Annotated in this window: 22 protein-coding genes; 9 read left to right on the forward strand and 13 right to left on the reverse strand. The window is 72.9% G+C overall.

The genetic code is table 11. The features are described from left to right. Positions 1-912: 912 nt before the first annotated feature. Positions 913-2,412 carry a glycosyltransferase family 39 protein gene (locus tag AB0J97_RS35870; RefSeq protein WP_364097283.1) on the forward strand — a complete coding sequence of 500 codons (1,500 nt, stop codon included), beginning with the start codon at positions 913-915 and terminating at the stop codon, positions 2,410-2,412. Positions 2,413-2,475: 63 nt separating this feature from the next. On the opposite strand, the gene tyrS is transcribed toward AB0J97_RS35870, so the two are convergent. Then, the gene (tyrS, locus tag AB0J97_RS35875) at positions 2,476-3,741 is read right to left on the reverse strand and encodes a tyrosine--tRNA ligase (protein ID WP_357703413.1); all 1,266 of its coding nucleotides are present in this window, start codon (positions 3,739-3,741) and stop codon (positions 2,476-2,478) included. An 85-nt stretch (positions 3,742-3,826) separates the two neighbouring features. On the opposite strand from tyrS, the gene AB0J97_RS35880 reads away from it, so the two are divergent. Further along, positions 3,827-4,228, forward strand: a complete 402-nt coding sequence (locus tag AB0J97_RS35880; protein WP_357703411.1) for a PH domain-containing protein — start codon at positions 3,827-3,829, stop codon at positions 4,226-4,228. Here the strand turns inward: AB0J97_RS35880 and AB0J97_RS35885 are convergent. The 8 genes from AB0J97_RS35885 to argC all read right to left on the reverse strand — a co-directional run bounded on the left by AB0J97_RS35885 (position 4,168) and on the right by argC (position 12,162). After that, positions 4,168-5,028: a DNA-3-methyladenine glycosylase gene (locus AB0J97_RS35885; protein WP_364097286.1), complete on the reverse strand. Its 861-nt coding sequence runs from the start codon at positions 5,026-5,028 to the stop codon at positions 4,168-4,170. The genes AB0J97_RS35880 and AB0J97_RS35885 overlap by 61 nt on opposite strands. After that, positions 5,010-6,431 (reverse strand): argininosuccinate lyase, encoded by a 1,422-nt coding sequence (gene argH / locus AB0J97_RS35890; RefSeq protein ID WP_364097289.1) that lies wholly within the window; start codon positions 6,429-6,431, stop codon positions 5,010-5,012. Before argH ends, AB0J97_RS35885 begins: the two co-directional genes overlap by 19 nt. Positions 6,432-6,509: 78 nt before the next feature. Further along, positions 6,510-7,016: an arginine repressor gene (locus tag AB0J97_RS35895; RefSeq protein ID WP_357703405.1), complete on the reverse strand. Its 507-nt coding sequence runs from the start codon at positions 7,014-7,016 to the stop codon at positions 6,510-6,512. Continuing rightward, positions 7,013-7,960 (reverse strand): ornithine carbamoyltransferase, encoded by a 948-nt coding sequence (gene argF, locus AB0J97_RS35900; RefSeq protein WP_364097292.1) that lies wholly within the window; start codon positions 7,958-7,960, stop codon positions 7,013-7,015. Before argF ends, AB0J97_RS35895 begins: the two co-directional genes overlap by 4 nt. After that, entirely contained in the window at positions 7,957-9,123 is a 1,167-nt protein-coding gene (locus tag AB0J97_RS35905) for an acetylornithine transaminase (RefSeq protein ID WP_364097295.1), read from the reverse strand. The genes argF and AB0J97_RS35905 overlap by 4 nt, the downstream gene beginning before the upstream one ends. After that, a complete protein-coding gene (argB, locus tag AB0J97_RS35910; RefSeq protein ID WP_364097298.1) occupies positions 9,120-9,995 on the reverse strand; it encodes an acetylglutamate kinase in 876 nt (291 codons plus the stop codon). The genes AB0J97_RS35905 and argB overlap by 4 nt, the downstream gene beginning before the upstream one ends. Beyond that, positions 9,992-11,143 (reverse strand): bifunctional glutamate N-acetyltransferase/amino-acid acetyltransferase ArgJ, encoded by a 1,152-nt coding sequence (gene argJ / locus AB0J97_RS35915; protein ID WP_364097301.1) that lies wholly within the window; start codon positions 11,141-11,143, stop codon positions 9,992-9,994. Before argJ ends, argB begins: the two co-directional genes overlap by 4 nt. Continuing rightward, the gene (gene argC, locus AB0J97_RS35920) at positions 11,140-12,162 is read right to left on the reverse strand and encodes an N-acetyl-gamma-glutamyl-phosphate reductase (protein ID WP_364097304.1); all 1,023 of its coding nucleotides are present in this window, start codon (positions 12,160-12,162) and stop codon (positions 11,140-11,142) included. The genes argJ and argC overlap by 4 nt, the downstream gene beginning before the upstream one ends. Before the next feature lie 164 nt (positions 12,163-12,326). On the opposite strand from argC, the gene AB0J97_RS35925 reads away from it, so the two are divergent. Then, a complete protein-coding gene (locus AB0J97_RS35925; protein WP_364097307.1) occupies positions 12,327-12,866 on the forward strand; it encodes a hypothetical protein in 540 nt (179 codons plus the stop codon). Here AB0J97_RS35925 and AB0J97_RS35930 read toward each other — a convergent pair. From AB0J97_RS35930 to AB0J97_RS35945, 4 genes are all read right to left on the reverse strand, one after another. Beyond that, positions 12,857-14,254, reverse strand: a complete 1,398-nt coding sequence (locus AB0J97_RS35930) for an alkaline phosphatase PhoX (RefSeq protein ID WP_364097310.1) — start codon at positions 14,252-14,254, stop codon at positions 12,857-12,859. The genes AB0J97_RS35925 and AB0J97_RS35930 overlap by 10 nt on opposite strands. A gap of 167 nt (positions 14,255-14,421) precedes the next feature. Further along, the gene (locus AB0J97_RS35935) at positions 14,422-16,461 is read right to left on the reverse strand and encodes a bifunctional aldolase/short-chain dehydrogenase (RefSeq protein WP_364097313.1); all 2,040 of its coding nucleotides are present in this window, start codon (positions 16,459-16,461) and stop codon (positions 14,422-14,424) included. Positions 16,462-16,466: 5 nt separating this feature from the next. Then, entirely contained in the window at positions 16,467-17,621 is a 1,155-nt protein-coding gene (gene rhaI, locus AB0J97_RS35940) for an L-rhamnose isomerase (RefSeq protein WP_357703386.1), read from the reverse strand. Between the two features lie 10 nt (positions 17,622-17,631). Next, positions 17,632-17,949, reverse strand: a complete 318-nt coding sequence (locus AB0J97_RS35945) for an L-rhamnose mutarotase (protein WP_357703384.1) — start codon at positions 17,947-17,949, stop codon at positions 17,632-17,634. A 133-nt stretch (positions 17,950-18,082) separates the two neighbouring features. Here AB0J97_RS35945 and AB0J97_RS35950 point away from each other — a divergent pair, with 133 nt between their 5' ends. The 6 genes from AB0J97_RS35950 to nrfD all read left to right on the forward strand — a co-directional run bounded on the left by AB0J97_RS35950 (position 18,083) and on the right by nrfD (position 25,977). Then, complete coding sequence (locus AB0J97_RS35950; protein WP_364097316.1) at positions 18,083-19,096, forward strand: substrate-binding domain-containing protein; 1,014 nt, start codon at positions 18,083-18,085, stop codon at positions 19,094-19,096. Continuing rightward, positions 19,093-20,505 (forward strand): rhamnulokinase family protein, encoded by a 1,413-nt coding sequence (locus AB0J97_RS35955; protein ID WP_364097319.1) that lies wholly within the window; start codon positions 19,093-19,095, stop codon positions 20,503-20,505. Before AB0J97_RS35950 ends, AB0J97_RS35955 begins: the two co-directional genes overlap by 4 nt. Before the next feature lie 104 nt (positions 20,506-20,609). Continuing rightward, a complete protein-coding gene (locus AB0J97_RS35960) occupies positions 20,610-20,900 on the forward strand; it encodes a hypothetical protein (protein WP_364097322.1) in 291 nt (96 codons plus the stop codon). Beyond that, the gene (gene fdh / locus AB0J97_RS35965) at positions 20,897-24,133 is read left to right on the forward strand and encodes a formate dehydrogenase (protein WP_364097325.1); all 3,237 of its coding nucleotides are present in this window, start codon (positions 20,897-20,899) and stop codon (positions 24,131-24,133) included. Before AB0J97_RS35960 ends, fdh begins: the two co-directional genes overlap by 4 nt. A gap of 63 nt (positions 24,134-24,196) precedes the next feature. After that, a complete protein-coding gene (locus AB0J97_RS35970) occupies positions 24,197-24,976 on the forward strand; it encodes a 4Fe-4S dicluster domain-containing protein (protein WP_357703428.1) in 780 nt (259 codons plus the stop codon). After that, on the forward strand, positions 24,973-25,977 hold the full coding sequence (gene nrfD, locus AB0J97_RS35975; RefSeq protein ID WP_357703376.1) for an NrfD/PsrC family molybdoenzyme membrane anchor subunit: 1,005 nt from the start codon (positions 24,973-24,975) through the stop codon (positions 25,975-25,977). The genes AB0J97_RS35970 and nrfD overlap by 4 nt, the downstream gene beginning before the upstream one ends. The last annotated feature ends 27 nt before the right edge of the window (positions 25,978-26,004 follow it).

The raw sequence follows: 26,004 nt of genomic DNA on the forward strand, positions 1-26,004 counted from the left end.
TTTCATGCACTGGCTTTTAACACACTGTTGAGTTCTCAAGAAACGGACGCGTACTTCCTCACCAGAACCCGTTCCCGGATCCTCGTTCAGAGGCGTTCATTTCGTCTTGCGTTCTTTCGTTGTGTCTCAATCTTAGCAAGTCCGCCGATTCAGTGTCAAATCCGGAGACTTGAACAAACCGGGCCGAACCTAGCTAGGATTGGGCGCCTCGCTGCCGAGGCAACCCTCGTAACTTACCGTGTCATCCGGCACCTGTCGAATCAACCGATTATTCGGCGTGCTTCGGGCGCCCGAGGACAACCCATGCCAAAGCGCGTTGAAGCGCCTCGACCGAGGTGGCTTGTCATCTCAAGGGGCTTGTCCCGGGGCCCGTCCGCCTTGTCGGCGTCCGGCTCGCTCCGGGGACGAAGTGAAAGATTAGGTCGCGATCCGCGACACGTCAAATCGCCGGACGGGGACATGGCGGAAGGGGGGCCGGATCAAGGAGCGACGGCGCTGGTGACGGACGTCGAACGAGCCATGTCGGATCGCTGGGCGGGTTTGCGGGAGTCAGTTGAGCGGTCGGCGGTGGTCGGCATGGCCGGAGGGGCGGATTCCGCCTGGCTCGGCGAGCAAGGGGGCGTGTGGAGGGCTTGGTGCCAGGCGCTGCGGCGTTCTCGTGAGAGTGCACAGGTCGGGGCGTTGATACAGACCGTCGACTCTTCGGGTGTCGGGCCGGTGGAGGTGCGGGGGTGATCGGGGACCGGAGACGATGGTCGGGTGGAGGGGCCCGTTCCGGCATACCGGATGGGGGTCAGTTAAGAGGGCGGGCGGGGCTCGGGGGGCGCGTATTCTGCCCCGGTGACCACTGCCGCCACAATTGTTCCCGCAGTCCCACCCGCGACCCGCCCCCGCTCCTCCGCCCCTTGGTGGATGGCCTTGGTCGCGGGGGCGGTGGCGTTCTCGGGGACGGGTGCGGCCACCTTGAACGGTGACGAGCTGGCGACCATCAGCGCGGCTTCCCGGTCACTGCCGGGGTTGTGGGAGTTGGCCCAGAATATCGACGGGCACTTCCTGCCGTACTACCTGTTCATGCACTTCTGGGTGAAGGCGGGCACGGCTGAGCTGTGGCTGCGGTTCCCGTCGGCGGTGGCGATCGGCGTGGCGGCCTGGTTTCTGGCCGATCTCGGGAGGCGGCTGCACAGTGTGCGGGCGGGGGTGATCGGGGCGGCGCTGTTCGCGCTCCTGCCGTCCGTTTCCTATTACGGGGCGTTCGCCAGGTCTTACGCGTTCGCGGCGGCCGCGGTGGTGTTCTCGTTCTGGGCGTTGCGTCGGGCGGTGGAGCGTCCGGGTGGGCGGCGGTGGGTGGCGTACGGGGTGGCGGTGGCGTTGGTGTGCTGCACGCATCTGTTCGCGGTGCTGGCGCTGCCCGCGCATCTCGCGCTCGCCCGGCGCGGGATGTTGTTGCGGATGGCGGCGGCGCTGGGGGTCGGCGGGCTGCCGGCGGTCGTGCTGGGGCTGGTCGGGTTCGGAGAGCGGCATGCGATCAGCTGGATCCCGCAGCGGGGGCCGGAGGTGTGGCTCAAGTTCCCGAAGATGGCGGCGGGTTCGGCCGGGCTCGGGCTGCTGCTGTTCGCGGTCGCCCTGGCCGGGGCGGTGGTGCTGTGGAGGACGAAGGCCGGCCGGAGCGCCGGGGACCAGGGGCGGGGGCGGGATTCGGCGGCGGGGATCGAGGGGCGATCGTCGCAGCGGGATGCGGTGCGGGGGAACGAGGAGCGATCGGCCAGGCGTGATCCGGTGCCCGGCGAGGGGGTGCGGTGGGCTGTTGCGGGGGTGGGGTGGCTGGTGTTGCCGCCGGTGTTGCTGCTCGCGGTCTCGCAGTTGGTGACGCCCGCGTACGTGGACCGGTATCTGTTCGTGACGGCGCCGGCGCTGGCGTTGCTGGCGGGCGTGGCCGTGGCGGCGGTGCCGCGCTTCCCGGTTCCGGCGGGGGTCGTGGTCGTGCTGGTAGGGGGCCTGCTCGCGGTCTCGGACCACATGACGGTACGCGAGGAGAACGGCCGGTTCGAGAACGTCCCGTGGGGGTTGCGGGTGGTCAGGGCCGAGCCCGGGGACGCGATCGTGTACGGGCAGAGCCCGCTGCGGGCCGGGTTCGACTACTACGCGGACTCGGCGATGCCCGACGACGTCCTGAAGACGGGTGACGCGCCCGAGCCCGACGGATTCGGCTATCCGGAAAGGCCGGAGGTCGCGGCGGCGTTGAAGGGGCGCGAACGGGTGTGGGTGGTGTGGCGCGGCACCAAGCAGGCGGGGTTGCAGGGCGACTCCGTGCCCCGGGTGGCGCAGGTGCGGCGGGCGGGGTTCGAGGCCGTGTCCGTCAAGCACTCGGCGGACCTGCCGGGGCTGACGGTGGCCCTGTTCGAGCGGAAGTGACGGCGGAAGCGACAGCAAAATGACAATGGCGGGCCCCGAAGGACCCGCCTCGCCGCTGCGGGGTCAGGCGACCTCGACGCCGCCGATCGACTTCTTGCCACGGCGCAGGACCATGAACCGGCCCGCCAGCAGGTCGGACGCCTCGGGCACGTACGCCTCGTCGGTGATCTTGACGTTGTTCAGGTACGCGCCGCCCTCCTTGACCGCGCGCCTGGCCGCCGACTTCGACTCGACCAGGCCGCTGTCGGCCAGCAGGTCGACGAAGGTCGCGCCGAGCTCGGTGACGGTGGCCTTGGGCACCTCCGCCAGGGCGGCCTCCAGGGTGGCGGCGGGCAGCTCGTCCAGCGAGCCCTGACCGAACAGCGCCTTCGACGCGGCCACCACCGCGGCCAGTTCCTCGCCCCCGTGAACCAGGGTGGTGAGGTCCTCGGCCAGCGCGCGCTGCGCCTCACGGGCGAACGGGCGGTCGGCGACGGCCTTCTCCAGCTCTTCGATCTCCTCGCGGGAGCGGAACGTGAACACCTTGAGGAAGCGCACCACGTCGCGGTCGTCGGCGTTGAGCCAGTACTGGTAGAACGCGTACGGGGAGGTGAGCGAGGCGTCGAGCCAGACCGCGCCGCCGGCCGTCTTGCCGAACTTGGTGCCGTCGGCCTTGGTGATCAGCTTGCCGGTCAGGGCGTGGACGTGCGCTCCCTCGACGCGCCTGACCAGGTCGACGCCGGCGGTGATGTTGCCCCACTGGTCGCTGCCGCCCACCTGGAGGTCGCAGCCGTGCCGGCGGTGGAGCTCAAGGTAGTCGTTGGCCTGGAGGATCTGGTAGCTGAACTCGGTGTAGCTCAGGCCCTCGCCCGCCAGCCGGGCCGAGACCGACTCGCGGGCCAGCATGCGGTTGACCGGGAAGTGCTTGCCGACGTCGCGCAGGAAGTCGATGGCCGACAGCTCGGAGGTCCAGTCGAGGTTGCTGACCAGCGTCGCGGCGTTGGGGCCGGGCTCGAACGACAGGAACTTCTCCACCTGGACCCGGATCTTCGCCACCCACTCGGCCACGACCTCGGAGGTGTTGAGCACCCGCTCGGTGCTGCGTCCGCTGGGGTCGCCGATCAGGCCGGTGGCGCCGCCCACCAGGCCGATCGGCTTGTGGCCCGCCCGCTGGAAGCGGGTGAGGATGAGCAGCGTGGCCAGGTTGCCCACATGGAGCGACGGCGCAGTCGGGTCGAAGCCCGCATAGACCGTGATCGGACCCTTCGACAGCGCCTCACGCAGGGCTTCGACGTCGGTGGTCTGCGCGAGGACGTCGCGCCATTCGAGCTCATCGAGAATGTCGGTCACGGTGCTGGCTTTCCAGTAGACGTTGAGGTGGTTACAGCGTGCCCGATCGTCCGGGGTGACCGCCACTTGGATACGCTCGGTGTCCATGTGGAGGGTCCGTCGCGAGCTGGCCGTTTTCAAGATCTTAGGGGCTCTGGCGTGCGCCGGGCTCGCCGTCTTCTGGTGGGTCGACGGGGACGTGCGCGGGGTGATCCTGGCGGTGCCGGCGGCCGTGCTGGTGGGCGGGATGGGGCTGCGCGACGTGCTGGTGCCGGTGCGGCTGGCCGCCGACGCCGACGGGATCACGGTGGTGCACGGGTTCGCCGGGCGGCGGCACGTGCCGTGGGAGGCGGTGAAGGACGTCAAGGTGGACGTGCGCCGGCGGTTCGGGCTGCGCAGCGAGATGCTGGAGATCGACACCGGCGACCACCTGCACGTCTTCAGCGCTCACGAGCTGGGGGTCTCCCCCACGGAGGTGGCCGCGGAGCTGCGCCGGCGCGGCACGTGAGCCCGGTACGGCGACACGGTCGGGTCGCCGTCGATCCAGAACCGCCACGGGGTGTCCTTGGCGGTCGAGACGCCGGTGCGCGGGCCTGACCTGATCGTGCCGGGGTCGGCGGGCCGGCCTTCGAGGACGGCGGCCGAGCCGTGGGGCAGGCCGGTGAGCCAGGTGGCGTGCTCCGGTCCGTGGCCGAAACGCCCGGGGCTTCCGGGGGTCCCGGTCAGGGGTGGCAGGGCCGCGGGTGAGCCTTCCCAGATCGCGTCGAGGCCGTTGTGCTCGCGCAGCAGGCCCAGCGCGACGGCCAGCCTGGCGGGGCCGCGGGCCAGGTCACGGTCAGGCACGCCCCTGGCGCGTCCGGCCGCGGCGGCCCGTCCCGCGGCAGAGGCGGGGGCGGACCGTCCCCCGTCGAAGGCCGCAGCGGACCCGGCGGTGGAGGCCGGGGCGGGGGTGCGGCGGGTGCGGGCCTCGTCGAGGCCGGCGACGATCTCGCCGGCGCGGACCAGCACGGCCGAGCCATGGCCCTCGGGCAGGCAGACGAGGTTCGCGCAGAAGTGCATGCCGTAGGTGAAGTACACGTACAGGTGGCCGGGCGGGCCGAACATGACGGCGTTGCGGGGTGTCCTGCCGCGGTAGGTGTGGGCCGCCGGGTCCTCGCCGGGGCCGCCGTACGCCTCGACCTCGGTGAGGCGGACGGCGACCGGCCCGTGCACGAGGACGCGTCCGAGCAGGTCGGGCGCGACCTCGTGCGAGGGCCGGTCGAAGAAACTCCGCGGCAGCGGCGCGGCGCTCAGTTTCCCGAGGCCCATGCCGCCTGGGCGTCGACCGCCTCGCGCAGGGCGACGAGCTGGTCGCGTACGCGGTCGGGGGCGGTGCCGCCGTGGGCCTTGCGGGCCGCCAGCGCGCCGGGCACGTTGAGCACGTCGCGGACGTCGGGCGTCAGGTGCGACGAGACCTTGGCCAGCTCGTCGTCGGACAGGTCGCCGAGGTCCTTGTCGTTGACCTGGCACCAGACCACCAGATGGCCGACGGCCTCGTGCGCGTCGCGGAACGGCACGCCGCGCCGCACCAGCAGCTCGGCCAGGTCGGTGGCCAGGGCGAACCCGTCGGGCGCCGACGCCTCCATGCGGGCGGTGTTGACGCGCATGGTCGCGACCAGGCCGGCCATCGCGGGCAGGACGAGCAGCAGCGTGTCGACCGAGTCGAACACCGGCTCCTTGTCCTCCTGCAGGTCGCGGTTGTAGGTCAGCGGCAGGCCCTTGAGCGTGGTCAGCATCGACATCAGGTTGCCGATCAGGCGGCCGGACTTGCCGCGGGCCAGCTCGGCGACGTCGGGGTTCTTCTTCTGGGGCATGATCGACGAGCCGGTGGAGTAGGCGTCGTCCATCTCGATCCAGCGGAACTCCTGCGAGGCCCACAGGACGATCTCCTCGCCCAGCCGCGACAGGTGCACGCCGATCATCGCCGCGTCGAACAGGAACTCGGCGGCGAAGTCGCGGTCGGCGACGGCGTCCATCGAGTTGGGCGCGGCGGCGGAGAAGCCCAGCTCCTCGGCCACGGCCTGCGGGTCGAGCGGCAGCGAGGAGCCCGCCAGGGCGCCGGAGCCGAGCGGGGAGACCGCGGCGCGCTTGTCCCAGTCGGTGAGGCGGTCGATGTCGCGGGTGAAGGCGTGGACGTGGGCCAGGAGCTGGTGGCCGAAGGAGACCGGCTGGGCGTGTTGCAGGTGCGTCATGCCCGGCGCGGCGGTCTCGGCGTGCTCCTCGGCCTGGGCCATGAGCGCGGTCTCCAGCTCGACCAGGCGGGAGACGATGCTACGCACGTGGTCGCGGAGGTAGAGGCGCAGGTCGGTGGCGATCTGGTCGTTGCGGCTGCGGCCCGCGCGCAGCTTGCCGCCGAGCGAGCCGAGCCGCTCCAGCAGGCCGCGCTCCAGGGCGGTGTGCACGTCCTCGTCGGCCACGGTCGGGCGGAACTCGCCCGCCTTGCAGGCGGCCTCCAGGTCGTCGAGCGCGCCGATCATGCGCTCCAGCTCGTCGTCGCTCAGCAGCCCCGCCCTGTGCAGCACGCGGGCGTGCGCCCTGGACGCCGCCAGGTCGTACGGCACCAGCCGCCAGTCGAAGTGCACGCTCACCGACAGCCGGGCCAGCGCGTCGGACGGGCCGCTCTCGAAGCGTCCGCCCCACAGCCGCATCGGCTTGCCATCACTCACCGTCATCTCCTCCATTTCCCACGCGACCATAGTGCAACTCAGCCCTTCTTTGCGTCAGGGGCGACCGCGATCCCGGCGATCGGGTCAACCACGCCGGTCCGCCACGCGCAGCAGCGCCTCCGCGACGGCCTGGCCGCCCATCGGATCGCGGCTGATGACCAGGATCGTGTCGTCGCCCGCGACCGTGCCGAGGATGGACTCCCAGTCGGCGTGGTCGATGGCGGAGGCGAGGAACTGGGCGGCGCCCGGCGGGGTTCTGAGCATGACCAGGTTGGCCGAGGCCTCGGCGGCCACGAGCAGTTCCTCGGCGATGCGGTGCAGCCGCGCCGCCGGGGTCTCGCCGCCGCCGGTCCTGGTGAGCGGGATGCGGTCGCCGCCCTCGCCGGGCAGCGCGTACACCAGGGAGCCGTCGTCGGCGCGCAGCTTGAGCGCGCCGAGCTCGTCCAGGTCGCGGGAGAGGGTGGCCTGGGTGACCTCGACCCCGCTCTCGGCCAGCAGCTTGGCCAGCTCGGGCTGGGAGCGCACGGCCTTGCGCTGCAGCAGGTCGGTGATCTTCGCCTGCCGCGCGGCCTTGGTCATCGGGATGGTCATCCGCGGGTCACCAGCCAGTGGAGCAGCGCCTTCTGGGCGTGCAGCCGGTTCTCCGCCTGGTCCCACACGACGCTGGCCGGGCCGTCGAGGACGTCGGCGGTGATCTCCTTGCCGCGGTAGGCGGGCAGGCAGTGCAGGACGATCGCCTCGGGCGCGGCGTGCGCCAGCAGCTCCGCGTTGACCTGGTACGGCAGGAACGCGGCCGCCCGCTCGTCGGCGCCGCTCTGCCCCATCGACACCCACGTGTCGGTGGCGATCACGTGCGCCCCCTCGGCGGCGGCCGCCGGGTCGGTCGTCGCGGCCACCGATCCGCCGGTCCTGGCCGCGACGGCGGCGGCCTGGCCGAGGATCTCGGCGTCGGGCTGGTAGCCGGCCGGGGCGGCGATCCGTACGTGCATGCCGGCCGTGGCGCCGCCGAGCAGGTAGGAGTGGGCCATGTTGTTGGCGCCGTCGCCGACGTAGGTCAGCGTCAGCCCGGCCGTGCCGCCCAGCCGCTCGCGGACGGTCTGCAGGTCGGCGAGGATCTGGCAGGGGTGGAAGTCGTCGGTGAGCGCGTTGACGACGGGCACCGCGGAGGCGGCGGCCATCTCCTCGACGAGCCGCTGCCCGGTGGTGCGCCACACGATGGCGGCCACCTGGCGGTCGAGCACGCGGGCGATGTCGGCGGTGGGCTCGCCCCTGCCCATCAGCACCGCCACGTTGTCGACGACGAGCGGCAGGCCGCCGAGCTCGCCGATGCCGGTGTGGAAGGAGACGCGGGTGCGGGCCGAGGGCTTGTCGAACAGGACGGCGACGGTCTTGGGGCCCTCGAACGGCCGGTAGCCGAGCCGGTCCTTCTTCATCGCGGCGGCCAGGTCGAGGACCTCCGTCTGCTCCTCGGGCGTCAGGTCGTCGTCCCGCAGGAAGTGTCTGACTTGCGCCGAGTCCGCGCGGTGCCTGGTCACGCCGCGGCCTCCTTGAGGATCGCGGGGAACGCCTCGACGAAGGCGTTCACCTCCTCGTGGGTGACCACCAGCGGCGGCGCGAGGCGTACGGCGTCCGGCTGGAGGGCGTTGACCAGGAAGCCCGCCTCGGCGGCGGCCTGCTGCACCCGCGCCGAACGCTCCTCCGTCAGGACGGCGGCCAGCCACAGGCCGCGGCCGCGCACGCCCTTCAGCAGCGGGTGGCGGACCGCCTCCAGGCCGCCGCGCAGCCCGGCGGCCACCGACTTGACGTGGTCGAGGTCGAGGTTGTCCAGGACGGCCAGCGCCGCCGCGCACGAGACCGGGTTGCCGCCGAACGTCGAGCCGTGGTCGCCCTTGTCGAACAGCCGGCCGGCCTCGCCGAACCCGACGCACGCGCCGATCGGCAGGCCGCCGCCCAGCCCCTTGGCCAGGGTCAGGATGTCGGGCGTGACGCCGTCGGCCTGGTGGGCGAACCAGTGGCCGGTACGGCCGATCGCCGACTGGATCTCGTCGGCGACCAGCAGCGCGCCGGTGGCGTCGCAGATCTCGCGGGCGGCCTCGAAGTAGCCCTCGGGCGGCGGGACCACGCCGGCCTCGCCCTGCGTCGGCTCCAGGAACACCGCGATGCAGTCGCCGGTCACGGCCTCCTTGAGCGCGTCGGCGTCGCCGTACGGGACGAAGCGCACGTCGACGGGGAACGGGCCGAACTGGTCGCGGATGGCCTTCTTGCCGGTCAGCGACAGGGCGCCGATGGTCCGGCCGTGGAAGCCGTTCTCGGCGGCGACGAAGTAGGAGCGGCCCTCACGCTTGCCGTACTTGACGGCGAGCTTGTAGGCGGCCTCGTTGGCCTCGGTGCCGGAGTTGGCGAAGAAGATCCGGGCGGGGGCGTTGAGCAGGTCGAGCAGCCGCTCGGCGAGCAGCACCTCGGGCTCGTGCAGGAACAGGTTGCTGGTGTGGGCGAGCGTGGCGACCTGCTTGGAGACTGCCTCGACCAGGGCGGGGTGGGCGTGGCCGAGCGAGCTGACCGCGATGCCGCCGATGAAGTCGAGGTACTCCTTGCCGTCGACGTCCCAGACGCGGGTGCCCTCGCCGCGCGCCAGGGCGATCGGGGGGACGCCGTAGTTGGGCATGAACGCCTGCTCGAACCGCTCGTGGAGGCTCATGAGGGCATCACCATGGTTCCGATTCCTTCGTTGGTGAAGATTTCCAGCAGCATCGAGTGGGGCACGCGGCCGTCGAGGACGTGCGCCTGGGGCACTCCCCCGCGCACGGCGGTCAGGCACGCCTCCATCTTGGGCACCATGCCGCTGGACAGGTTGGGCAGCAGCTTCTCCAGCTCGTCGGCGTCGAGCTCGTCGATCACGTCGGTGTCGTCGGGCCAGTTGGCGTACAGGCCCTCGACGTCGGTGAGGACGATCAGCTTCTGCGCGCCCAGCGCCACGGCCAGCGCGGCGGCCGCGGTGTCCGCATTTACATTGTAGATTTCTCCGTCGGCGCCGACGGCGACGCTGGAGACGACCGGGATGCGGCCGTCGTCGATCAGCGCGCGCACGGCGCCCGGGTCGACCTTGACGATCTCGCCGACCTGGCCGATGTCCACGGGCTCGCCGTCGACGATGACGGGCTTGCGCTCGGCGGTGAACAGGCAGGCGTCCTCGCCGGACATGCCGATCGCGAACGGGCCGTGCCGGTTGACCAGGCCGACGATGTCGCGGCCCACCTGGCCGACCAGGACCATCCTGACGACCTGCATGGCCTCGGGCGTGGTGACGCGCAGGCCCGCGGTGAAGGTGGACTCGATGCCGTGCCTGTCGAGGGCGCTGCTGATCTGCGGCCCGCCGCCGTGGACGACGACCGGGCGCAGGCCGGCGTGGTGCAGGAACACGACGTCCTCGGCGAAGCCCTCCTTGAGGGACTCGTCGGTCATGGCGTTGCCGCCGTACTTGATGACGACGGTCGCGCCGGCGAAGCGGGTCAGCCAGGGCAGGGCCTCGATCAGCGCCTCGGCCTTGGTCGCCGCGGTGACGGCCCTCACGAGGAGTACGCCGAGTTCTCGTGGACGTACTCGGCGGTCAGGTCCGTGGTGTGGATCGTGGCGCTGTGGCGGCCGGCCGACAGGTCGATGGTGATCGTCACGTCTCGGGGGCGCATGTCGACCTTGGTGCGGTCGTCGCCGACGGAGCCGTCGCGGCAGATCCAGATGCCGTTGATGGCGACGTTGACGCGGTCGGGCTCGAAGGCGGCCTTCGTGGTGCCGACGGCGGCCAGGACGCGGCCCCAGTTGGGGTCCTCGCCGTGGATGGCGCACTTGAGCAGGTTGGAACGGGCGACGGTGCGGCCCACCTCGACGGCGTCGTCCTCGGAGGCGGCGCCGACGACCTCGACGGCGATCGCCTTGGAGGCGCCCTCGGCGTCCACGAGGAGCTGCCTGGCCAGGTCGGCGCAGACCTCCTGCACCTTCTGCCCGAACTCGGTCAGGTCGGGCCTGACCCCGGCGGCGCCGCTGGCCAGCAGCAGCACGGTGTCGTTGGTGGACATGCAGCCGTCGGAGTCGAGCCGGTCGAAGGTGGTGGCCGTGGCGGCGCGCAGGACGGCGTCGAGCTCCTCGCTGGTCAGGTCGGCGTCGGTGGTGATCACGCAGAGCATGGTCGCCAGGGCGGGGGCGAGCATGCCGGCGCCCTTGGCCATGCCGCCGACCATGTAGCCGTCGGCCCGCTTGAAGGAGATCTTGGAGACGGTGTCGGTGGTGCGGATGGCGTCGGCCGCGGCCAGGCCGCCGTCGCGGGACAGCTGGCCCGCGGCGGTCTGGACGCCGGTCAGCAGGGCCTCCATCGGCAGCCGCTCGCCGATCAGGCCGGTGGAGCAGACCGCGATCTCGCCCGCGCTGTCGCCGAGGGCCTCGGCGACCTTCTCGGCGGTGGCGTGGGTGTCCTGGAAGCCCTCGGGGCCGGTGCAGGCGTTGGCGCCGCCGGAGTTGAGCACCACCGCGCGCAGCCGCCCGCCCGCCAGGACCTGCTGCGACCACAGCACGGGGGCGGCCTTGACGCGGTTGGCGGTGAAGACGCCGGCGGCGGCGCGGCTGGGGCCGTCGTTGACGACGAGGGCCAGGTCACGGGCGTCGCCGGACTTGATGCCCGCGGCGACGCCCGCGGCCCGGAAGCCCAAGGGGGCGGTGACACTCATGGAGCAACTCCTGTCAGGGGAAGGCCGAGCTCTTCCGGCAGGCCGAGGGCGAGGTTCACGCTCTGGATCGCGCCTCCGGCCGTGCCCTTGGTGAGGTTGTCGATGGCGATGACGGCGACCACGCGGCCGGCGCGCTCGTCGAGCGTCACCTGAAGGGCGGCGGTGTTGGCGCCGTACGTCATGGAGGTGGCCGGCCAGACGCCCTCGGGCAGGAGCCGGACGAACGGCTCGGCCTTCAGCGCGACCTCGTAGGCGGTGCGCAGCGACTCGCGGGTGAGGCCGGGGGCGGCGGGGGCGGTGCAGGTGGCCAGGATGCCGCGACTCATGGGGGCCAGGGTGGGGGTGAAGGAGACGCGTACGGGTGCGCCGGCGACGGCGGACAGCCCCTGCTCCATCTCGGGCGTGTGGCGGTGGACGCCGCCCACGCCGTACGCGCTGACCGAGCCCATGACCTCGCTGCCGAGCAGATGGGACCTGGGCGCCTTGCCCGCGCCGCTGGTGCCGCTGGCGGCGACCACGACCACGTCGGGACCGGCCAGGCCCGCGGCGAAGGCCGGCCACAGGGCCAGCAGGACCGAGGTCGGGTAGCAGCCGGGGACGGCGATGCGCCGGGCCTTCTTCAGCGCCTCGCGCCCGCCGGGCAGCTCAGGCAGGCCGTAGGGCCAGGTGCCGGCGTGGTCGCCGCCGTAGAACTCCCGCCAGGCCGCGGGGTCGGCGAGCCGGTGGTCGGCGCCGCAGTCGACCACGATCGTGTCCTCGCCGAGCTGGGCGGCGACGGCGGCCGAGTGGCCGTGCGGCAACGCGAGGAAGACCACGTCGTGCCCGGCGAGCACGCCGGGCATGGTCTCCTCCAGGACGCGGTCGGCGAGCTGCGGCAGGTGCGGCTGGTGGGCGCCGAGCAGGTCGCCCGCGCTGGAGGCCGCGGTGAGCGCGCCGATCTCGAACTCGGGATGGCCGAGCAGGAGGCGGAGCAGCTCACCTCCGGCATAGCCGCTCGCTCCCGCGATCGCTGCTCTCATCCGGCCCTCCTGCATAGTTATGCACCCTATCTCATGACCTTGCTTGTGAAGATGATGCACTCAAGAGGATGATTATGCAAGCTGAGACGGCCCGCGCCGGTGACAGGGGCATGTCCCAGTCCTTTCCAGGCCAACCCCAAGTGGCGGGCGGGATGCTGCCGGGCATGAGCGACTTCCTGCCCGATCTCACCTTCGTCACCCCTTCGCGCGGGCGCGGTCCCGGGCTGTTCGGGCGCGCCGTCCTCGTGCTGCTCTGGGTGGGGATCTGCGTGCTGCCGGCGGTGCTCTCGATCTCCGACTTCCGGCTGGCGACCGGCCGGACCGGCACGCCGGGGACGCTGACCGTGCTCTCCTGCGCCGACCTGGGCCAGGGCCGCTACGACTGCAAGGGACGCTTCACGCCCGACTCCGGCGGCCCGGCCGTCCCGGTGGACGCCTCCCCCGACTCCTCGGCCGGCGACGTGACGCGGGCCCAGCTCACGCCCGAGGGCGACCGGGCGGCGCCGGCCGGGACCAGGGGCGTGCTGGCCGCGGCGGCCCTGCCCGGGGTGGGGCTGGGCGGGATCGGGTTCCTGCCCTACGTGCTCCTCTACTGGTCCGGGGCGGGACGGCGGGCCAGGCGGTCCGCCGCGGCGGCGGGCTGGGTGATCACCGCCACCGGCGCGCTGGTGACGGTCGTGGGGATGGTCGCCGCCTACTCCTGAGGACGCCGCCATGGTCCCGTGATGGCGAAGACGTGGCCCGGCGACTGGATGCAGGCGTACAGGGTGGAGCCGGTGGCGTCGAAGGTGGGGCCGGTGAACTCGCTCTCGTTCAGCTCGTTGCGGGCCAGCGGGTAGGCCGCGCCCTTCCTGGTGACGCCGACGAGATGGCTGACGCCCTCGCCGTCCTCGGCCAGGATCACGCCGCCGTACGGGGAGACGGTGATGTTGTCGGGGCCGTCGAAGGAGGTGTCCTGGGCGGGGTCGGGGTTGAGGCCGAAGACGGTCCGCAGGGTGACCGTGCCGGACCGGGGGTCGTGGAACCACACCTGGCCGTCGTGCTCCTTGAGGCTGCCGTCGGCGGCGCGGGCGTAGCTGGCCACGAAGTAGGCGCCGCCGTCGCCCCAGTAGGCGCCCTCCAGCTTGCGCGAGCGGGTCACCTGGCCGTCGGCGAACTGGGAGCGCACCGAGACCGTACGGGCGTCGCGGTCGGGGACGTCCACCCAGCGCACCCGGTACCGGGTGCCCGGAGCGGTGGCCTCCGACAGGTCGGCGACCTGCCGGGAGCCGTCGTAGCAGCTCATCGCCTGGAGGCGGCCCGCCGTGTCGCCGCCGGAGGAGGTGGCCAGGGCCCGCAGCGCGCCCCTGCCCCCGTGGAAGCCCGGCGGCGGGGTCCAGCGGAAGTAGAGGCCGTGGGGGGCGGTGGCGTCCTCGGTCAGGTAGATCGCGGACGTGCGGGGATCGACGGCGACGGCCTCGTGGGAGTAGCGGCCCAGGAACTTCAGGGGCACCGGGTCCTGGTTGGAGCGCTGGTCGAAGGCGTCCACCTCGAAGACGTAGCCGTGGTCGCGCTGGAAGGCGCCGCCGGCCCGCTGCTCGGTCTCCTCGCAGGTCAGCCAGGTGTTCCAGGGGGTGCGTCCGCCGGCGCAGTTGTTGTGGGTGCCGGCCAGGCTGACGTACTCCCTGACGCGCGCGCCGCGGCGGCTCACCTCGACGGTGGTGGTGCCGCCGCCCGCGCCGGGGTCGTAGGTGAGGCCGGGCAGGGCGGGCACCCGGTACGGCTCGCTCCCGCCGATCTCGTGGTTGCAGATCAGGACGGTGCCCCGGCGGCCGGTGAAGCAGGCCATGCCGTCGGGGTCGCTCGGGGTGGGCTCGCCGCTGTCCAGCAGGGTGCGGCCGGTCTCGGCGACGAGCGTGTAGGAGAACCCGGCGGGCAGGGCCAGCAGGCCGGCCGGGTCGGGGACGAGGGGGCCGTACCCGGCCTCGGCCCGGGTGGCGGCGCGGGCCGCGCCGGGGCCGGCGATGGCCTCCACGCTGCCCGCGAGAACCACGCCGAGACCGCCGGCCGCGCCGCCGCGGAGGAACGAACGACGGGACACCGGTGCTGACACGGGCTTCGCCTCCCTGGAGGGTCGGGGGTGCCGCGGGTCCTCCGCGGGTCTGCGGAGGACCCGTCTCCATGTGTCGCACAGATGCGGCGCGGAATCCACGCCGATCGCATTTTGGATATTTCGGTCAGGGGCGGAGGGCGGGCCGCCACGGGACGGCCCGCCACGGGTCACCTCAGGAAGGCGGCGGCGACGCCCGCGTCCACCGGGACGTGCAGGCCCGTGGTGTGGGTCAGCTCGGACCCGGCGAGCGCGAAGACCGCCGCGGCCACGTGCTCGGGCAGGACCTCGCGCTTGAGCAGGGTGCGCCGGGCGTAGAACTCGCCCAGGCGCTCCTCCTCCACGCCGTACACCGCCGCGCGGTTGGCGCCCCAGCCGGAGGCGAAGATGCCCGAACCGCGCACGACGCCGTCGGGGTTCACGCCGTTGACGCGGACGCCGTGCTCGCCCAGCTCGGCGGCCAGCAGGCGGACCTGGTGGGCCTGGTCGGCCTTGGCCGCGCCGTAGGCGACGTTGTTCGGCCCGGCGAAGACGGCGTTCTTGGAGGAGATGTAGACGATGTCCCCGCCCATCGCCTGGCCGATCAGCACCCGGGCGCATTCGCGGGAGACCAGGAACGAGCCGCGCGCCATCACGTCGTGCTGGAGGTCCCAGTCGTCCAGGCTGGTCTCCAGCAGGGAGCGCGACAACGACAGGCCGGCGTTGTTGACCACCAGGTCCACGCCGCCGAAGGCGAGCACGGCGGCCCGTACGGCGGCCACGACCTGCTCCTCGGACGTGACGTCCACCCCCACGGCCACGGCCGCGTCGGACGCCCGGTACGACCCGGCGCCGATCTCGGCGGCGACCTTCTCCGCGGCGGCCAGGTCGCGGTCGGCGAGCACCACGCACGCCCCTTCGGCCGCCAGCCGCCGCGCGGTCGCCGCGCCGATGCCCGAGCCCGCGCCGGTGATCAGCGCCACCCGCCCGGCCAGCGGCTTCGGCTTCGGCATCCGGCGCAGCTTGGCCTCCTCCAGCTCCCAGTACTCGATCCGGAACTTCTCCGACTCCGGGATGGGCGCGTAGGCGGAGACGGACTCGGCGCCGCGCATGACGTTGATCGCGTTGACGTAGAACTCGCCGGCCACGCGGGCGGTCTGCTTGTCCTTGCCGAAGGAGAACATGCCGACGCCGGGCACCAGCACGATCGCCGGGTCCGCGCCGCGCATCGGCGGCGAGTCCGGGCCGGCGTGGCGCTCGTAGTAGGCGGTGTAGTCGGCGCGGTAGGCGGCGTGCAGCTCGCGCAGCCGCTCGACGGCCCGCTCCAGGGGCGCGTCCGGCGGCAGGTCCAGGAGCAGCGGGGCGACCTTGGTGCGCAGGAAGTGGTCGGGGCAGGACGTGCCGAGCGCGGCCAGGCGCGGATGTTCGGCGCGGGAGAGGAAGTCCAGCACCTCCGGGGTGTCGGTGTAGTGGCCGACCTGCCGCAGGTCGGAGGAGGCCAGCCCCCGCACGACCGGGAACAGCGCGGCGGCCCGCGCGTGCCGTTCGGCCTCCGGCAGCGGCTCGTGCAGCACGGGCCCGAACGGATCGGGGCGGCCGTTGGCGGCCAGGTACTCCTCGGCGGTGCGGATGATCTCCAGCGAGCGGGCCTCGCACTCCTGCGAGGTGGCGCCCCAGGCGGTGATGCCGTGGCCGCCGAGCACGCACCCGACGGCCTGCGGGTTGGCCTCCTTGACGGCGGCGATGTCCAGGCCGAGCTGGAAGCCGGGCCGCCGCCAGGGCACCCACACCACGCGGTCGCCGAAGACGCGCCGGGTCAGCTCCTCGCCGTCGCGGGCGGTGGCCAGGGCGATCCCGGCGTCGGGGTGCAGGTGGTCGACGTGGGCGGCCTCGACCAGGCCGTGCATGGCGGTGTCGATCGAGGGGGCGGCGCCGCCCCGGCCGTGCAGGCAGTAGTCGAAGGCGGCGACCATCTCGTCCTCGCGCTCGACGCCGGGGTAGACGCCGGCGAGCGCGCGCAGGCGGTCCAGGCGCAGGACGGCCAGGCCGTCCTCCTTGAGCGTGCCGAGGTCGCCGCCCGAGCCCTTGACGTAGAGCAGCTCGACGTCCTGGCCGGTCACCGGGTCGGGGGCGTGGCCCTTGGCGGAGGTGTTGCCGCCGGCGAAGTTGGTGTTGCGCGGGTCGGCGCCCAGTCGGTGCGAGCGGCCCAGCAGTTCGTTGATGACGTGCATGGTGGTCAGGCCCCCCAGCCGGCCTGCGTGCCGCCGATCCGCTCGGCGGCGATTTTCTCGAAGTATCCGGACTTGGCGTACGCGGCCATCGGGTCGGGCGCGAGGCCCGTCTCCTCACGCAGCTCGGCGAGCAGCGGCCGCACGTCGGTGTTGTAGGCGTCCATGAGCACGGCGTTCGCGCCCAGCACGTCTCCCCCGGCCTGGGCGGCGGCCAGCGCGTCCCGGTCGACCAGCAGCGCCTTGGCGGTGGCCTCCTGGACGTTCATGACCGAGCGGATCTGGCCGGGGATCTTGGGCTCGATGTTGTGGCACTGGTCGAGCATGAACGCCACGCCCGCCTCCAGGCCGCCGCCGCGCGCGACCTCGTACATGATGCGGAAGAGCTGGAACGGGTCGGCCGCGCCCACCATGAGGTCGTCGTCGGCGTAGAAGCGGGAGTTGAAGTCGAAGCCGCCGAGCTTCCCCTCGCGCAGCAGGAACGCCACGATGAACTCGATGTTGACGCCCGGCGCGTGGTGACCGGTGTCCACGACGACCTGCGCCTTGGGGCCGAGCCTCAGGCAGTGGGCGTAGGCGGTGCCCCAGTCGGGCACGTCGGTGGTGTAGAAGGCGGGCTCGAACAGCTTGTACTCCAGCAGGAAGCGCTGGTCCCCGCCGAGCCGGGCGTACACCGCGGCCAGGGCCTCGGCCAGGCGGTCCTGGCGGGCGCGGATGTCGTCCTGGCCGGGGTAGTTGGTGCCGTCGGAGAACCACAGCTTGAGCGTGGCCGAGCCGGTGGCGTCCATGATGTCGACGCACTCCAGCAGGTGCGCCAGCGCCTTGCGGCGGACCGCGGGGTCGGGGTTGGTGACGCTGCCGAGCATGTAGGCGTCGTCCTGGAAGACGTTGGAGTTGATCGCCCCGATGCCGACGCCCAGCTCGCGGGCGTGGGCGGCCAGGTGGCCGTAGTCGGCCACCTTGTCCCAGGGGATGTGCAGGGCGACGGTGGGGGCGACGCCGGTGTGGGCGTGCACCTGGGCGGCGTCGGCCAGTTTCTCGTACGGGTCGCGCGGCACGCCCCGCTGCGCGAACACCTTGAACCGGGTGCCGCTGTTGCCGTACGCCCACGACGGGGTCTCGATGTGCAGCGCGCGCAGGGCGGCCTTGATGTCAGTGGTCATGACTTCCCGATCAGTCCAGGTGGAACACTTCGTCCAGCGGCCGCATGCCCTCGTCGGGCCGGCCGTCGAGGTCTTCGAAGAAGGGCGCCATCTCGGCCTGCCAGCGGGCGTTGACCTCGGTGGCGGCCATCGCCTCCTTCGCGGCCTCGAAGTCGGCGGTCTCCAGGTAGCCCACGAGCAGGCCGTCGTCCCGCAGGAAGAGCGAGTAGTTGTGCCAGCCGGCGCGGCGCAGCGCGTCGAGCATGTCCGGCCAGACGGCCCGGTGGCGTTCGCGGTACTCCGCCAGCCGCTCGGGACGGACCTTGAGCAGGAAGCAGGCGCGTCGCACGGTCACCCCTCTTCAAAACGTTTTAATGCGTCGCCGGAAAACTACGATCTCTCGCGGACCGCTGTCAATGCGTCCCCCCTGCCACGTGGGCAGCACTGGCCAACATCACGTTGGTACGTTTTAATAGGGCGCCATGGCCATGGTCAGCATCAAGGACGTCGCCGCCCACGCCGGCGTCTCCCCCGGCACGGTCTCCAACGTGCTGAACAGACCGGCGAAGGTCGCCACGGCGACCCGCGAACGGGTGGAGGCCGCGATCCGGGAGCTGGGGTTCGTCCGGCACGGCTCGGCCTCGACCCTGCGCGCCGGCCACAGCAGGACGATCGGCCTGAGCGTCATCGACATCGGCAACCCGTTCTTCACCGAGGTCGCCGCCGGGGTCGAGGACGTCGCCAGCGAGCTGGGCTACGCGGTGATCCTCGGCAACTCGGCGGGCTCGCCCGGCAAGGAGGAGCGCAACCTGGGCGTGCTGGCCGAGCAGCGGGTGCGCGGCGTGCTGATCACGCCTTCGGGCGAGGACCCGGCCCGGCTGGACCGGCTGCGCGAGCGCGGCATCAGCGTGGTGCTCGTCGACCATCCGGCCCACCGCCCCGACCAGTGCGCGGTCGCGGTGGACGACGTGGCGGGCGGCCGGGCCGCGGTGGCGCACCTGCTGGCCAGAGGCGGGCACGCGAGCGGTCACAGCGTGGCGTACGTGACCGGGCCGCTGACCATCCGCCAGTGCGCCGAGCGGCGGCGGGGCGCGGCGGAGGCGCTGGCGGCGGCCGGGCTGGACCCGGGCTCGCTGCGGGTGGCCGAGGCGGCCGCGATGACCGCCCGCGCGGGCGAGAAGGCCGCCGCCGACCTGATGGCGGACGGCCTGCCCGAGGCCGTGTTCTGCGCCAACGACCTGCTCGCGCTGGGCGTGCTGCGGGCCCTGCTGCGCGCCGGGGTGCGGGTGCCCGACGACGTGGCCCTGATGGGCTACGACGACATCGACTTCGCCGCCGCCTCCGCCGTGTCGCTCAGCTCGATGCGGCAGCCGACGTACCAGCTCGGCCGCATCGCCACCGAACTGCTGCTGGACGAGTGCGACAACCCGGACGAGCACGCCCACCAGCACATCATGTTCCAGCCCGAACTGGTCGAGAGGGAGTCCACCCAATGAGCCGATTCGCCGCCGTGGACCTGGGCGCCTCCAGCGGCCGGGTGATGGTCGCCGACCTGTCGGACGGGCTCGCCACGTCCGAGGTCCACCGCTTCCCCAACGGCCCGGTCCGCCTGGCCGGCCGCCTCCACTGGGACGTCCTGGGCCTCTACCGCGAGATCCTCACCGGCCTGCGGGCGGCCGGCCCGGTCGGCTCGATCGGGGTCGACTCGTGGGCCGTCGACTACGGCCTGCTCGACGAGTCCGGCGCGCTGCTCGGCAACCCGGTCCACTACCGCGACGACCGTACGCGGGGGGTGGCCGGGCAGGTGGCCGAGACGGTCGGCGCCGAGGCGCTGTACGCGGTGTCCGGGCTCCAGGTGCTCCCGTTCAACACCGTCTACCAGCTCCTGGCCGACGACCGCCTGGACCAGGCCGCGACGATGCTGCTGGTGCCCGACCTGATCGGCTACTGGCTGACCGGCGAGCTGGGCGCCGAGGTGACCAACGCCTCGACCACGGGCCTGCTCGACGTGCGCACCCGGTCCTGGGCGGCGCCGCTGATCGACCGGCTGGGCCTGCCCGGGGGCATCTTCCCGCGGCTGCGGCAGCCCGGCGAGCCGGTCGGCGGGCTGCGCCGCGACGTCGCGGCCGAGATCGGCTTCTCCGCGCCGGTGCGGGCGGTGGCCTCGCACGACACCGCCTCGGCGGTGGCGGCCGTGCCGGCCGGCGGGCCCGCCTTCGCCTACATCTCGTGCGGCACCTGGTCGCTGGCCGGGGTGGAGCTGACCGGCCCCGTGCTCACCGAGGCGGGCCGGGCGGCCAACTTCACCAACGAGGCCGGGATCGACGGCACCGTCCGCTATCTGCGCAACGTCATGGGGCTGTGGCTGCTGCAGGAGTGCCTGCGGGCCTGGCCCGGCTCCTCGCTGGAGGACCTGCTGGCGGCGGCGGCCCGGGAGCGTCCCTTCGCCGCCGTGGTCGACCCGGACCTGCCCGCGTTCCTGCCGCCGGGCGACATGCCCGCGCGGATCGCCGCCGAGTGCCGCCGCACCGGGCAGCGGCCGCCCTCCACGCCCGCGGGTTTCGTGCGCTGCGTGCTGGAGAGCCTGGCGCTGGGGCACCGGCACGCGATCCGGCAGGCGATGGAGCTGTCGGGCCGCGACGTCGAGGTGGTGCATCTGGTGGGCGGCGGGTCGCGCAACGAGCTGCTGTGCCGGTTCACGGCCGACGCCTGCGGCCTGCCGGTCGTGGCCGGGCCCGCCGAGGCGACCGCGCTCGGCAACGTCCTGGTGCAGGCGCGGGCGGCCGGGCTGGTCTCCGACCTGGCCGGGATGCGCGCCCTGGTGGCCTCCACGCAGGAGCTGCGCCGGTACGAGCCCTCCGGCGACGCGAGCGCCTGGGACGAGGCCGCCGCCCGCCTGACCTGACCCGGCCCGTCCCCGCAAGTACGCCTTTGACCTGGCACTTCGGTTTCCTCCTGGCGGCGAGGGGGAGGACGAAGTCCAGAGGCACGGGCGCCGGGGGGAACGCGATGCCGAGCAAGGAGCGGGTGCTGCGGCTGCTGTCGCAGGGGCTGGACTACGCCGAGATCGCCAGGTTGCTGGGGGTGCCCGCGGGACGGGCGTACCTGATCGCGACGGGCGTGCCGGCCGACGGGAGCGACGCCGTGGCGCGCCGCCGGGGACGGCCGGGCCTGCTGACCGGCCGTACCCAGCAGTTGGTCAACCCGCGCGAGGTCGGGCCGGTCGAACGTGGCGACGTGCACGCCTGGATGCGCGAGCGGGCCTGGAGCGACCGGCGCATGCGCCAGGCGGGGGCATGAGCGGCATGGGGTTCTCCTGGCCGCTGCTGCGGCAGCTCACCGGCAAGGACAGGCTCGGCCGGGCGGCGGCGGTGAAGTCGCCGCGCACGGGCGAGCACCCGGCCCGGACGGCCGCCGCCGACCGCGTGGTCAAGTCGGTGTGCCCGTACTGCGCGGTGGGCTGCGCCCAGAACGTCTACGTCAGCGACGAGAAGGTCGTGCACATCGAGGGCGATCCCGACTCGCCCATCAGCAGGGGCCGGCTGTGCCCGAAGGGCGCCTCCAGCCTCCAGCTCACCACCGGCTCGGGCCGGCTGAACAAGGTGCTCCACCGTCCGCCGGGCGCCGCCGACTGGCGGGAGATCGACCTGGAGACCGCCATGGACATGGTGGCCGACCGGATCATCGCCACCCGCCGGGCGACCTGGGAGTGGGAGAACAAGGGCCGCCGGGTGGCCCGCACGATGGGCATCGCCAGCCTGGGCGGCGCGACGCTGGACAACGAGGAGAACTACCTCATCAAGAAGCTGCTCACCGCGCTCGGCGTGGTGCAGATCGAGAACCAGGCGCGGGTGTGCCACAGCTCGACCGTGGTGGGGCTGGGCACGTCGTTCGGGCGCGGCGGGGCCACGACGTTCCTGCAGGATCTCCAGCACTCCGACTGCGTGCTGATCCAGGGGTCGAACTTCGCCGAGGCGCATCCGGTCGGGTTCCAGTGGGTGATGGAGGCCAAGGCGCGCGGCGCGGTGGTCATCCACGTGGATCCGCGCTTCACCCGTACCAGTGCGCTGGCCGACCTGCACGTGCCGATCAGGGCGGGCTCGGACGTGGCCTTCCTCGGCGCGATCGTCAACCACGTGCTGGAGAACGAGCTGTTCTTCCGCGACTACGTCCTGCACTACACCAACGCGTCGACCATCCTGCGGGAGGACTATCGCGACGCCGAGGACCTCGACGGCCTGTTCTCCGGCTTCGACGCGGAGAACCGCTGCTACGAGGACGACACCTGGCAGTACGAGGGCATGCACACCGTCGCGGCCTCCGGCGAGCGGGACGAGGACTACGACCGCCCGGCGGGCAGCATGCCGGCCGGCCGCCCCGAGGTGCAGGGAGGCACCGGCGTCCCGCTCAGCGGCGAGCCGCGGCGGGACGAGACGATGCGGCACCCGCGCTGCGTGCTGCAGGTCCTGCGCCGCCACTTCGCCCGCTACACGCCGGAGATGGTGCAGCGGGTGTGCGGGGTGCCGCCGGAGCTGTTCGCCCAGGTCTGCCGGCACCTGACGGAGAACTCCGGGCCGGAGCGGACCGCCGAGTTCGTCTACGCCGTGGGCTGGACGCAGCACAGCGACGGCGCGCAGTTCATCCGCACGGCCAGCATCCTGCAACTCCTGCTCGGCAACATCGGCCGCCCCGGCGGCGGCATCCAGGCGCTGCGCGGGCACGCCAGCATCCAGGGCTCCAGCGACATCCCGACGCTGTTCAACCTGCTGCCCGGCTACATCCCGATGCCGCACGCCCACGAGCATGAGAAGATGCGCGACTTCCTGCGCGCCGACGCCTCCTGCCGCGGCTTCTGGGCGAACATGCCCGCCTACCTGGTGAGCCTGCTCAAGGCGTGGTGGGGGCCGGCCGCGACGCGCGAGAACGACTTCCGCTTCGACTACCTGCCGCGCCTGACGGGCTCGCACAGCACGTACGACACCGTGCTGGCGCAGCTCGACGGCACCTGCAAGGGCTACCTGCTGCTCGGCGAGAACCCGGCCGTGGGCTCGGCCAACTCCCGGATGCAGCGCCTCGGCATGGCGCGGCTCGACTGGCTGGTGGTGCGCGACCTCAACCTGATCGAGAGCGCCACCTGGTGGAAGGACGGCCCGGAGATCGAGACCGGCGAGCTGGTCACCTCCGAGATCGGCACCGAGGTGTTCTTCTTCCCCGCCGCGGCCCACACCGAGAAGAGCGGCAGCTTCACCAACACCAACCGCTGGCTGCAGTGGCACCACCGGGCCGTCGAGCCGGACGGCGACGCGCGCAGCGACCTGTGGTTCATGTACCACCTCGGGCGCATCATCCGGCGCAAACTGGCCGGTTCCGCCGACCCGATGGACCGTCCCCTGCTCGACCTGACCTGGGACTACCCGGTCGAGGGCGAGACGGCCGAGCCGGTCGCCGAGGCGGTGCTCGCCGAGATCAACGGCTGGGACGCCGAGGGCCGCCCGCTCGACGCCTACACCCAGCTGAAGGACGACGGCTCGACGGTGTGCGGCTGCTGGATCTACTGCGGCGTGTACGCCGGCGGCGTCAACCGGGCCGCCCTGCGTCAACCGGCCGCCGAACAGGACTGGGTCGCCGCCGGGTGGGCGTGGGCGTGGCCGGCCAACCGGCGGGTGCTCTACAACCGGGCCTCGGCCGCGCCCGACGGCCGTCCGTGGAGCGAGCGCAAGAAGCTCGTCTGGTGGGACGAGGAGGCCGGCCGCTGGACCGGGCTCGACGTGCCGGACTTCGAGGAGGGCAAACCGCCGTCCTACCGGCCCGAGCCGGGGGCGCAGGGCCCGGCGGCCTTGTCGGGCATCGACCCGTTCATCATGCAGGCCGACGGCAAGGGCTGGCTGTTCGCCCCCTCGGGCGTGGTGGACGGCCCGCTGCCCAGCCACTTCGAGCCCCAGGACTCTCCGGTCGCCAACCCGCTCTACGGGCGGCAGCGCAACCCGGCCCGCAAGCTCTACCGGCACGAGGACAACCGTTACCAGCCGAGCGGGGAGGAGCCGGGCGCGTCGGTCTACCCGTACGTGGTGACCACGTACCGGCTGACCGAGCACTTCACGGCGGGCGGCATGAGCCGGCACACGCCGTACCTGGCCGAGCTGCAGCCGGAGATGTTCTGCGAGGTCTCGCCCGAGCTGGCCGCCGAGCGCGGGCTCGTGCACGGCGAGTGGGCCACGGTCATCACCGCGCGCGGCGCCATCGAGGCGCGCGTGCTGGTCACCGACCGGATCGCGCCGCTGCACCTGAACGGCAAGGTCATCCACCAGATCGGGCTGCCGTTCCACTTCGGTCCCAACGGTCTGGCCAGGGGCGACGCGGCCAACGAGCTGGTCTCGATCACGCTCGACCCCAACTCCCACATCCAGGAGGTCAAGGCCCTGTCGGCCGACATCCGCCCGGGACGCAGGCCACGCGGCCCGGCCCTGCCGGAGCTGGTGCTGGCCTACCGGCGGCGGGCGGGCGTGACCGAGGACACCGGAACGGAGGTGTGAGCCGTGGCCTTCGACCTCGACCGGGCGCCGCTCGACGCCGGATACGACGACCCGCCGAAGCGCATGGGCTTCTTCACCGACACCAGCATCTGCATCGGGTGCAAGGCGTGCGAGGTGGCCTGCAAGGAGTGGAACGCGGTGCCCGAGGACGGCCTGCTCTTCACCGGCATGTCCTACGACAACTCCGTCGGGCTCGGCGCCGACACCTGGCGGCACGTCGCGTTCGTCGAGCAGCGCAAGCCGCTCGGCCACCAGGAGACCGGCGCCCGTGACATGGACTTCCGCTGGCTGATGGCCTCCGACGTGTGCAAGCACTGCACGCACGCGGCCTGCCTCGACGTCTGCCCGACCGGGTCGCTGTTCCGCACCGAGTACGGCACGGTCGTCGTCCAGGAGGACGTCTGCAACGGCTGCGGCTACTGCGTGCCCGCCTGCCCGTTCGGGGTGATCGGCCGGCGCGAGACGAGCGGCACGGCCGCCAAGTGCACGATGTGCTACGACCGGCTGGAGGTCGGCCAGGAGCCGGCCTGCGCCAAGACGTGCCCGACGGACTCCATCCAGTTCGGCGAGCTGGACGAGCTGCGTGAACGCGCCGACCGCCGCCTGGAGCAGGTGCGCGCGGCGGGCGCGTCCTCGGCCCGCCTGTACGGCCACGACCCCGCCGACGGCGTGGGCGGCACCGGCGCCTTCTTCCTGCTGCTGGACGAGCCGCAGGTGTACGGCCTGCCGCCGGACCCGGTGGTGACCACCGCGGATCTGCCGTCGATGTGGCGGCACGCCGGCGCGGCGGCGCTGGTGCTGCTGGCCGGGATGGCCGTGGCGGCCTGGAGGAGGGGCAGATGAGCAACCAGACCGACGTGCGCCTGGACGACGCGCCCGGCCTGCGCACCGAGCGCGAGGCCACGCCCGGCTCGGCGGGCCGCGGCGGGCGTTCCCTGCGTCCGCCCGAGCCGGAGGCCGAGTCGTACTACGGCCTGCCGGTCCTGAACGGCACGCCCTGGAGCGACCACGACATCGCCGGCTACCTGTTCCTCGGCGGCCTGGCCGGGGCCTCCTCCACGCTGGCGGCCGCCGCCGAGCTGACCGGACGTCCGGCGCTGGCCCGCGCCGCCAAGGTCGCCGCCGTGGGCGCGGTCGGCGGCTCGCTGTACGCGCTGATCCACGACCTGGGCAAGCCGTCGCGCTTCCTCAACATGTTGCGGGTGTTCAAGGTGACCTCGCCGATGAGCGTCGGCACCTGGATCCTGAGCGCGTACGGGCCGCAGGCCGGGCTCGCCGCGGCCACCGAGCTGACCGGGCGGTTCCCCCGGCTGGGCCGGGCGGCCACGGTGGGCGCGGGGCTGGCCGGGCCTGCGCTGGCGACCTACACCGCCGCGCTGATCTGCGACACGGCGGTCCCGGCCTGGCACGACGGGTTCAGGGAGATGCCGTTCCTGTTCGCGGGCTCGGCCGCGGCGTCGGCGGGCGGGCTCGGCATGCTGGCCGCGCCGCTCGCGCAGGCGGCCCCGGCCCGGCGGGTGGCGCTGCTGGGCGCGGCTCTGGAGTGCGCGGCGGCCGTCCGCATGGAACGCCGGATGGGCCTGACCGCCGAGCCGCTGCGGCGCAGCCGGCTGCTCAAGGCGGGTCAGGCGCTGTCGGTCGCGGGCGCGCTGCTCGGGCAGGGCCTCGGCCGCCGCAGCAGGGTCGCGGCGATGGCCGCCGGGGCTGCCCTGCTGGCCGGGTCGGTGTGCACCCGGTTCGGCGTCTTCCACGCCGGGACGGCCTCGGCGCGCGACCCCCGGTACACCGTCGAGCCGCAACGACAGCGGCTCGCCAAGTCGAGAGCGGAGCGTGATCTCACATGAGAAGAGTCGCCGAGTACCTGCCGTTCA

Source organism: Nonomuraea sp. NPDC049607 (assembly GCF_040675375.1).
Lineage (GTDB): Bacteria > Actinomycetota > Actinomycetes > Streptosporangiales > Streptosporangiaceae > Nonomuraea.

Coding starts and splice junctions, on each gene's coding strand:
- AB0J97_RS35880 (WP_357703411.1), top strand. CDS start 3,827: ATGTGGAGGGTCCGTCGCGAGCTGGCCGTTTTCAAGATCTTAGGGGCT.
- AB0J97_RS35960 (WP_364097322.1), top strand. CDS start 20,610: ATGCCGAGCAAGGAGCGGGTGCTGCGGCTGCTGTCGCAGGGGCTGGAC.
- AB0J97_RS35955 (WP_364097319.1), top strand. CDS start 19,093: ATGAGCCGATTCGCCGCCGTGGACCTGGGCGCCTCCAGCGGCCGGGTG.
- AB0J97_RS35970 (WP_357703428.1), top strand. CDS start 24,197: ATGGGCTTCTTCACCGACACCAGCATCTGCATCGGGTGCAAGGCGTGC.
- argC (WP_364097304.1), bottom strand. CDS start 12,162: ATGAGAGCAGCGATCGCGGGAGCGAGCGGCTATGCCGGAGGTGAGCTG.
- AB0J97_RS35925 (WP_364097307.1), top strand. CDS start 12,327: ATGAGCGACTTCCTGCCCGATCTCACCTTCGTCACCCCTTCGCGCGGG.
- AB0J97_RS35950 (WP_364097316.1), top strand. CDS start 18,083: ATGGCCATGGTCAGCATCAAGGACGTCGCCGCCCACGCCGGCGTCTCC.
- argJ (WP_364097301.1), bottom strand. CDS start 11,143: ATGAGTGTCACCGCCCCCTTGGGCTTCCGGGCCGCGGGCGTCGCCGCG.
- rhaI (WP_357703386.1), bottom strand. CDS start 17,621: ATGACCACTGACATCAAGGCCGCCCTGCGCGCGCTGCACATCGAGACC.
- AB0J97_RS35870 (WP_364097283.1), top strand. CDS start 913: ATGGCCTTGGTCGCGGGGGCGGTGGCGTTCTCGGGGACGGGTGCGGCC.
- AB0J97_RS35935 (WP_364097313.1), bottom strand. CDS start 16,461: ATGCACGTCATCAACGAACTGCTGGGCCGCTCGCACCGACTGGGCGCC.
- fdh (WP_364097325.1), top strand. CDS start 20,897: ATGAGCGGCATGGGGTTCTCCTGGCCGCTGCTGCGGCAGCTCACCGGC.
- nrfD (WP_357703376.1), top strand. CDS start 24,973: ATGAGCAACCAGACCGACGTGCGCCTGGACGACGCGCCCGGCCTGCGC.
- AB0J97_RS35905 (WP_364097295.1), bottom strand. CDS start 9,123: ATGAGCCTCCACGAGCGGTTCGAGCAGGCGTTCATGCCCAACTACGGC.
- argH (WP_364097289.1), bottom strand. CDS start 6,431: ATGACGGTGAGTGATGGCAAGCCGATGCGGCTGTGGGGCGGACGCTTC.
- AB0J97_RS35885 (WP_364097286.1), bottom strand. CDS start 5,028: ATGGGCCTCGGGAAACTGAGCGCCGCGCCGCTGCCGCGGAGTTTCTTC.
- AB0J97_RS35895 (WP_357703405.1), bottom strand. CDS start 7,016: ATGACCATCCCGATGACCAAGGCCGCGCGGCAGGCGAAGATCACCGAC.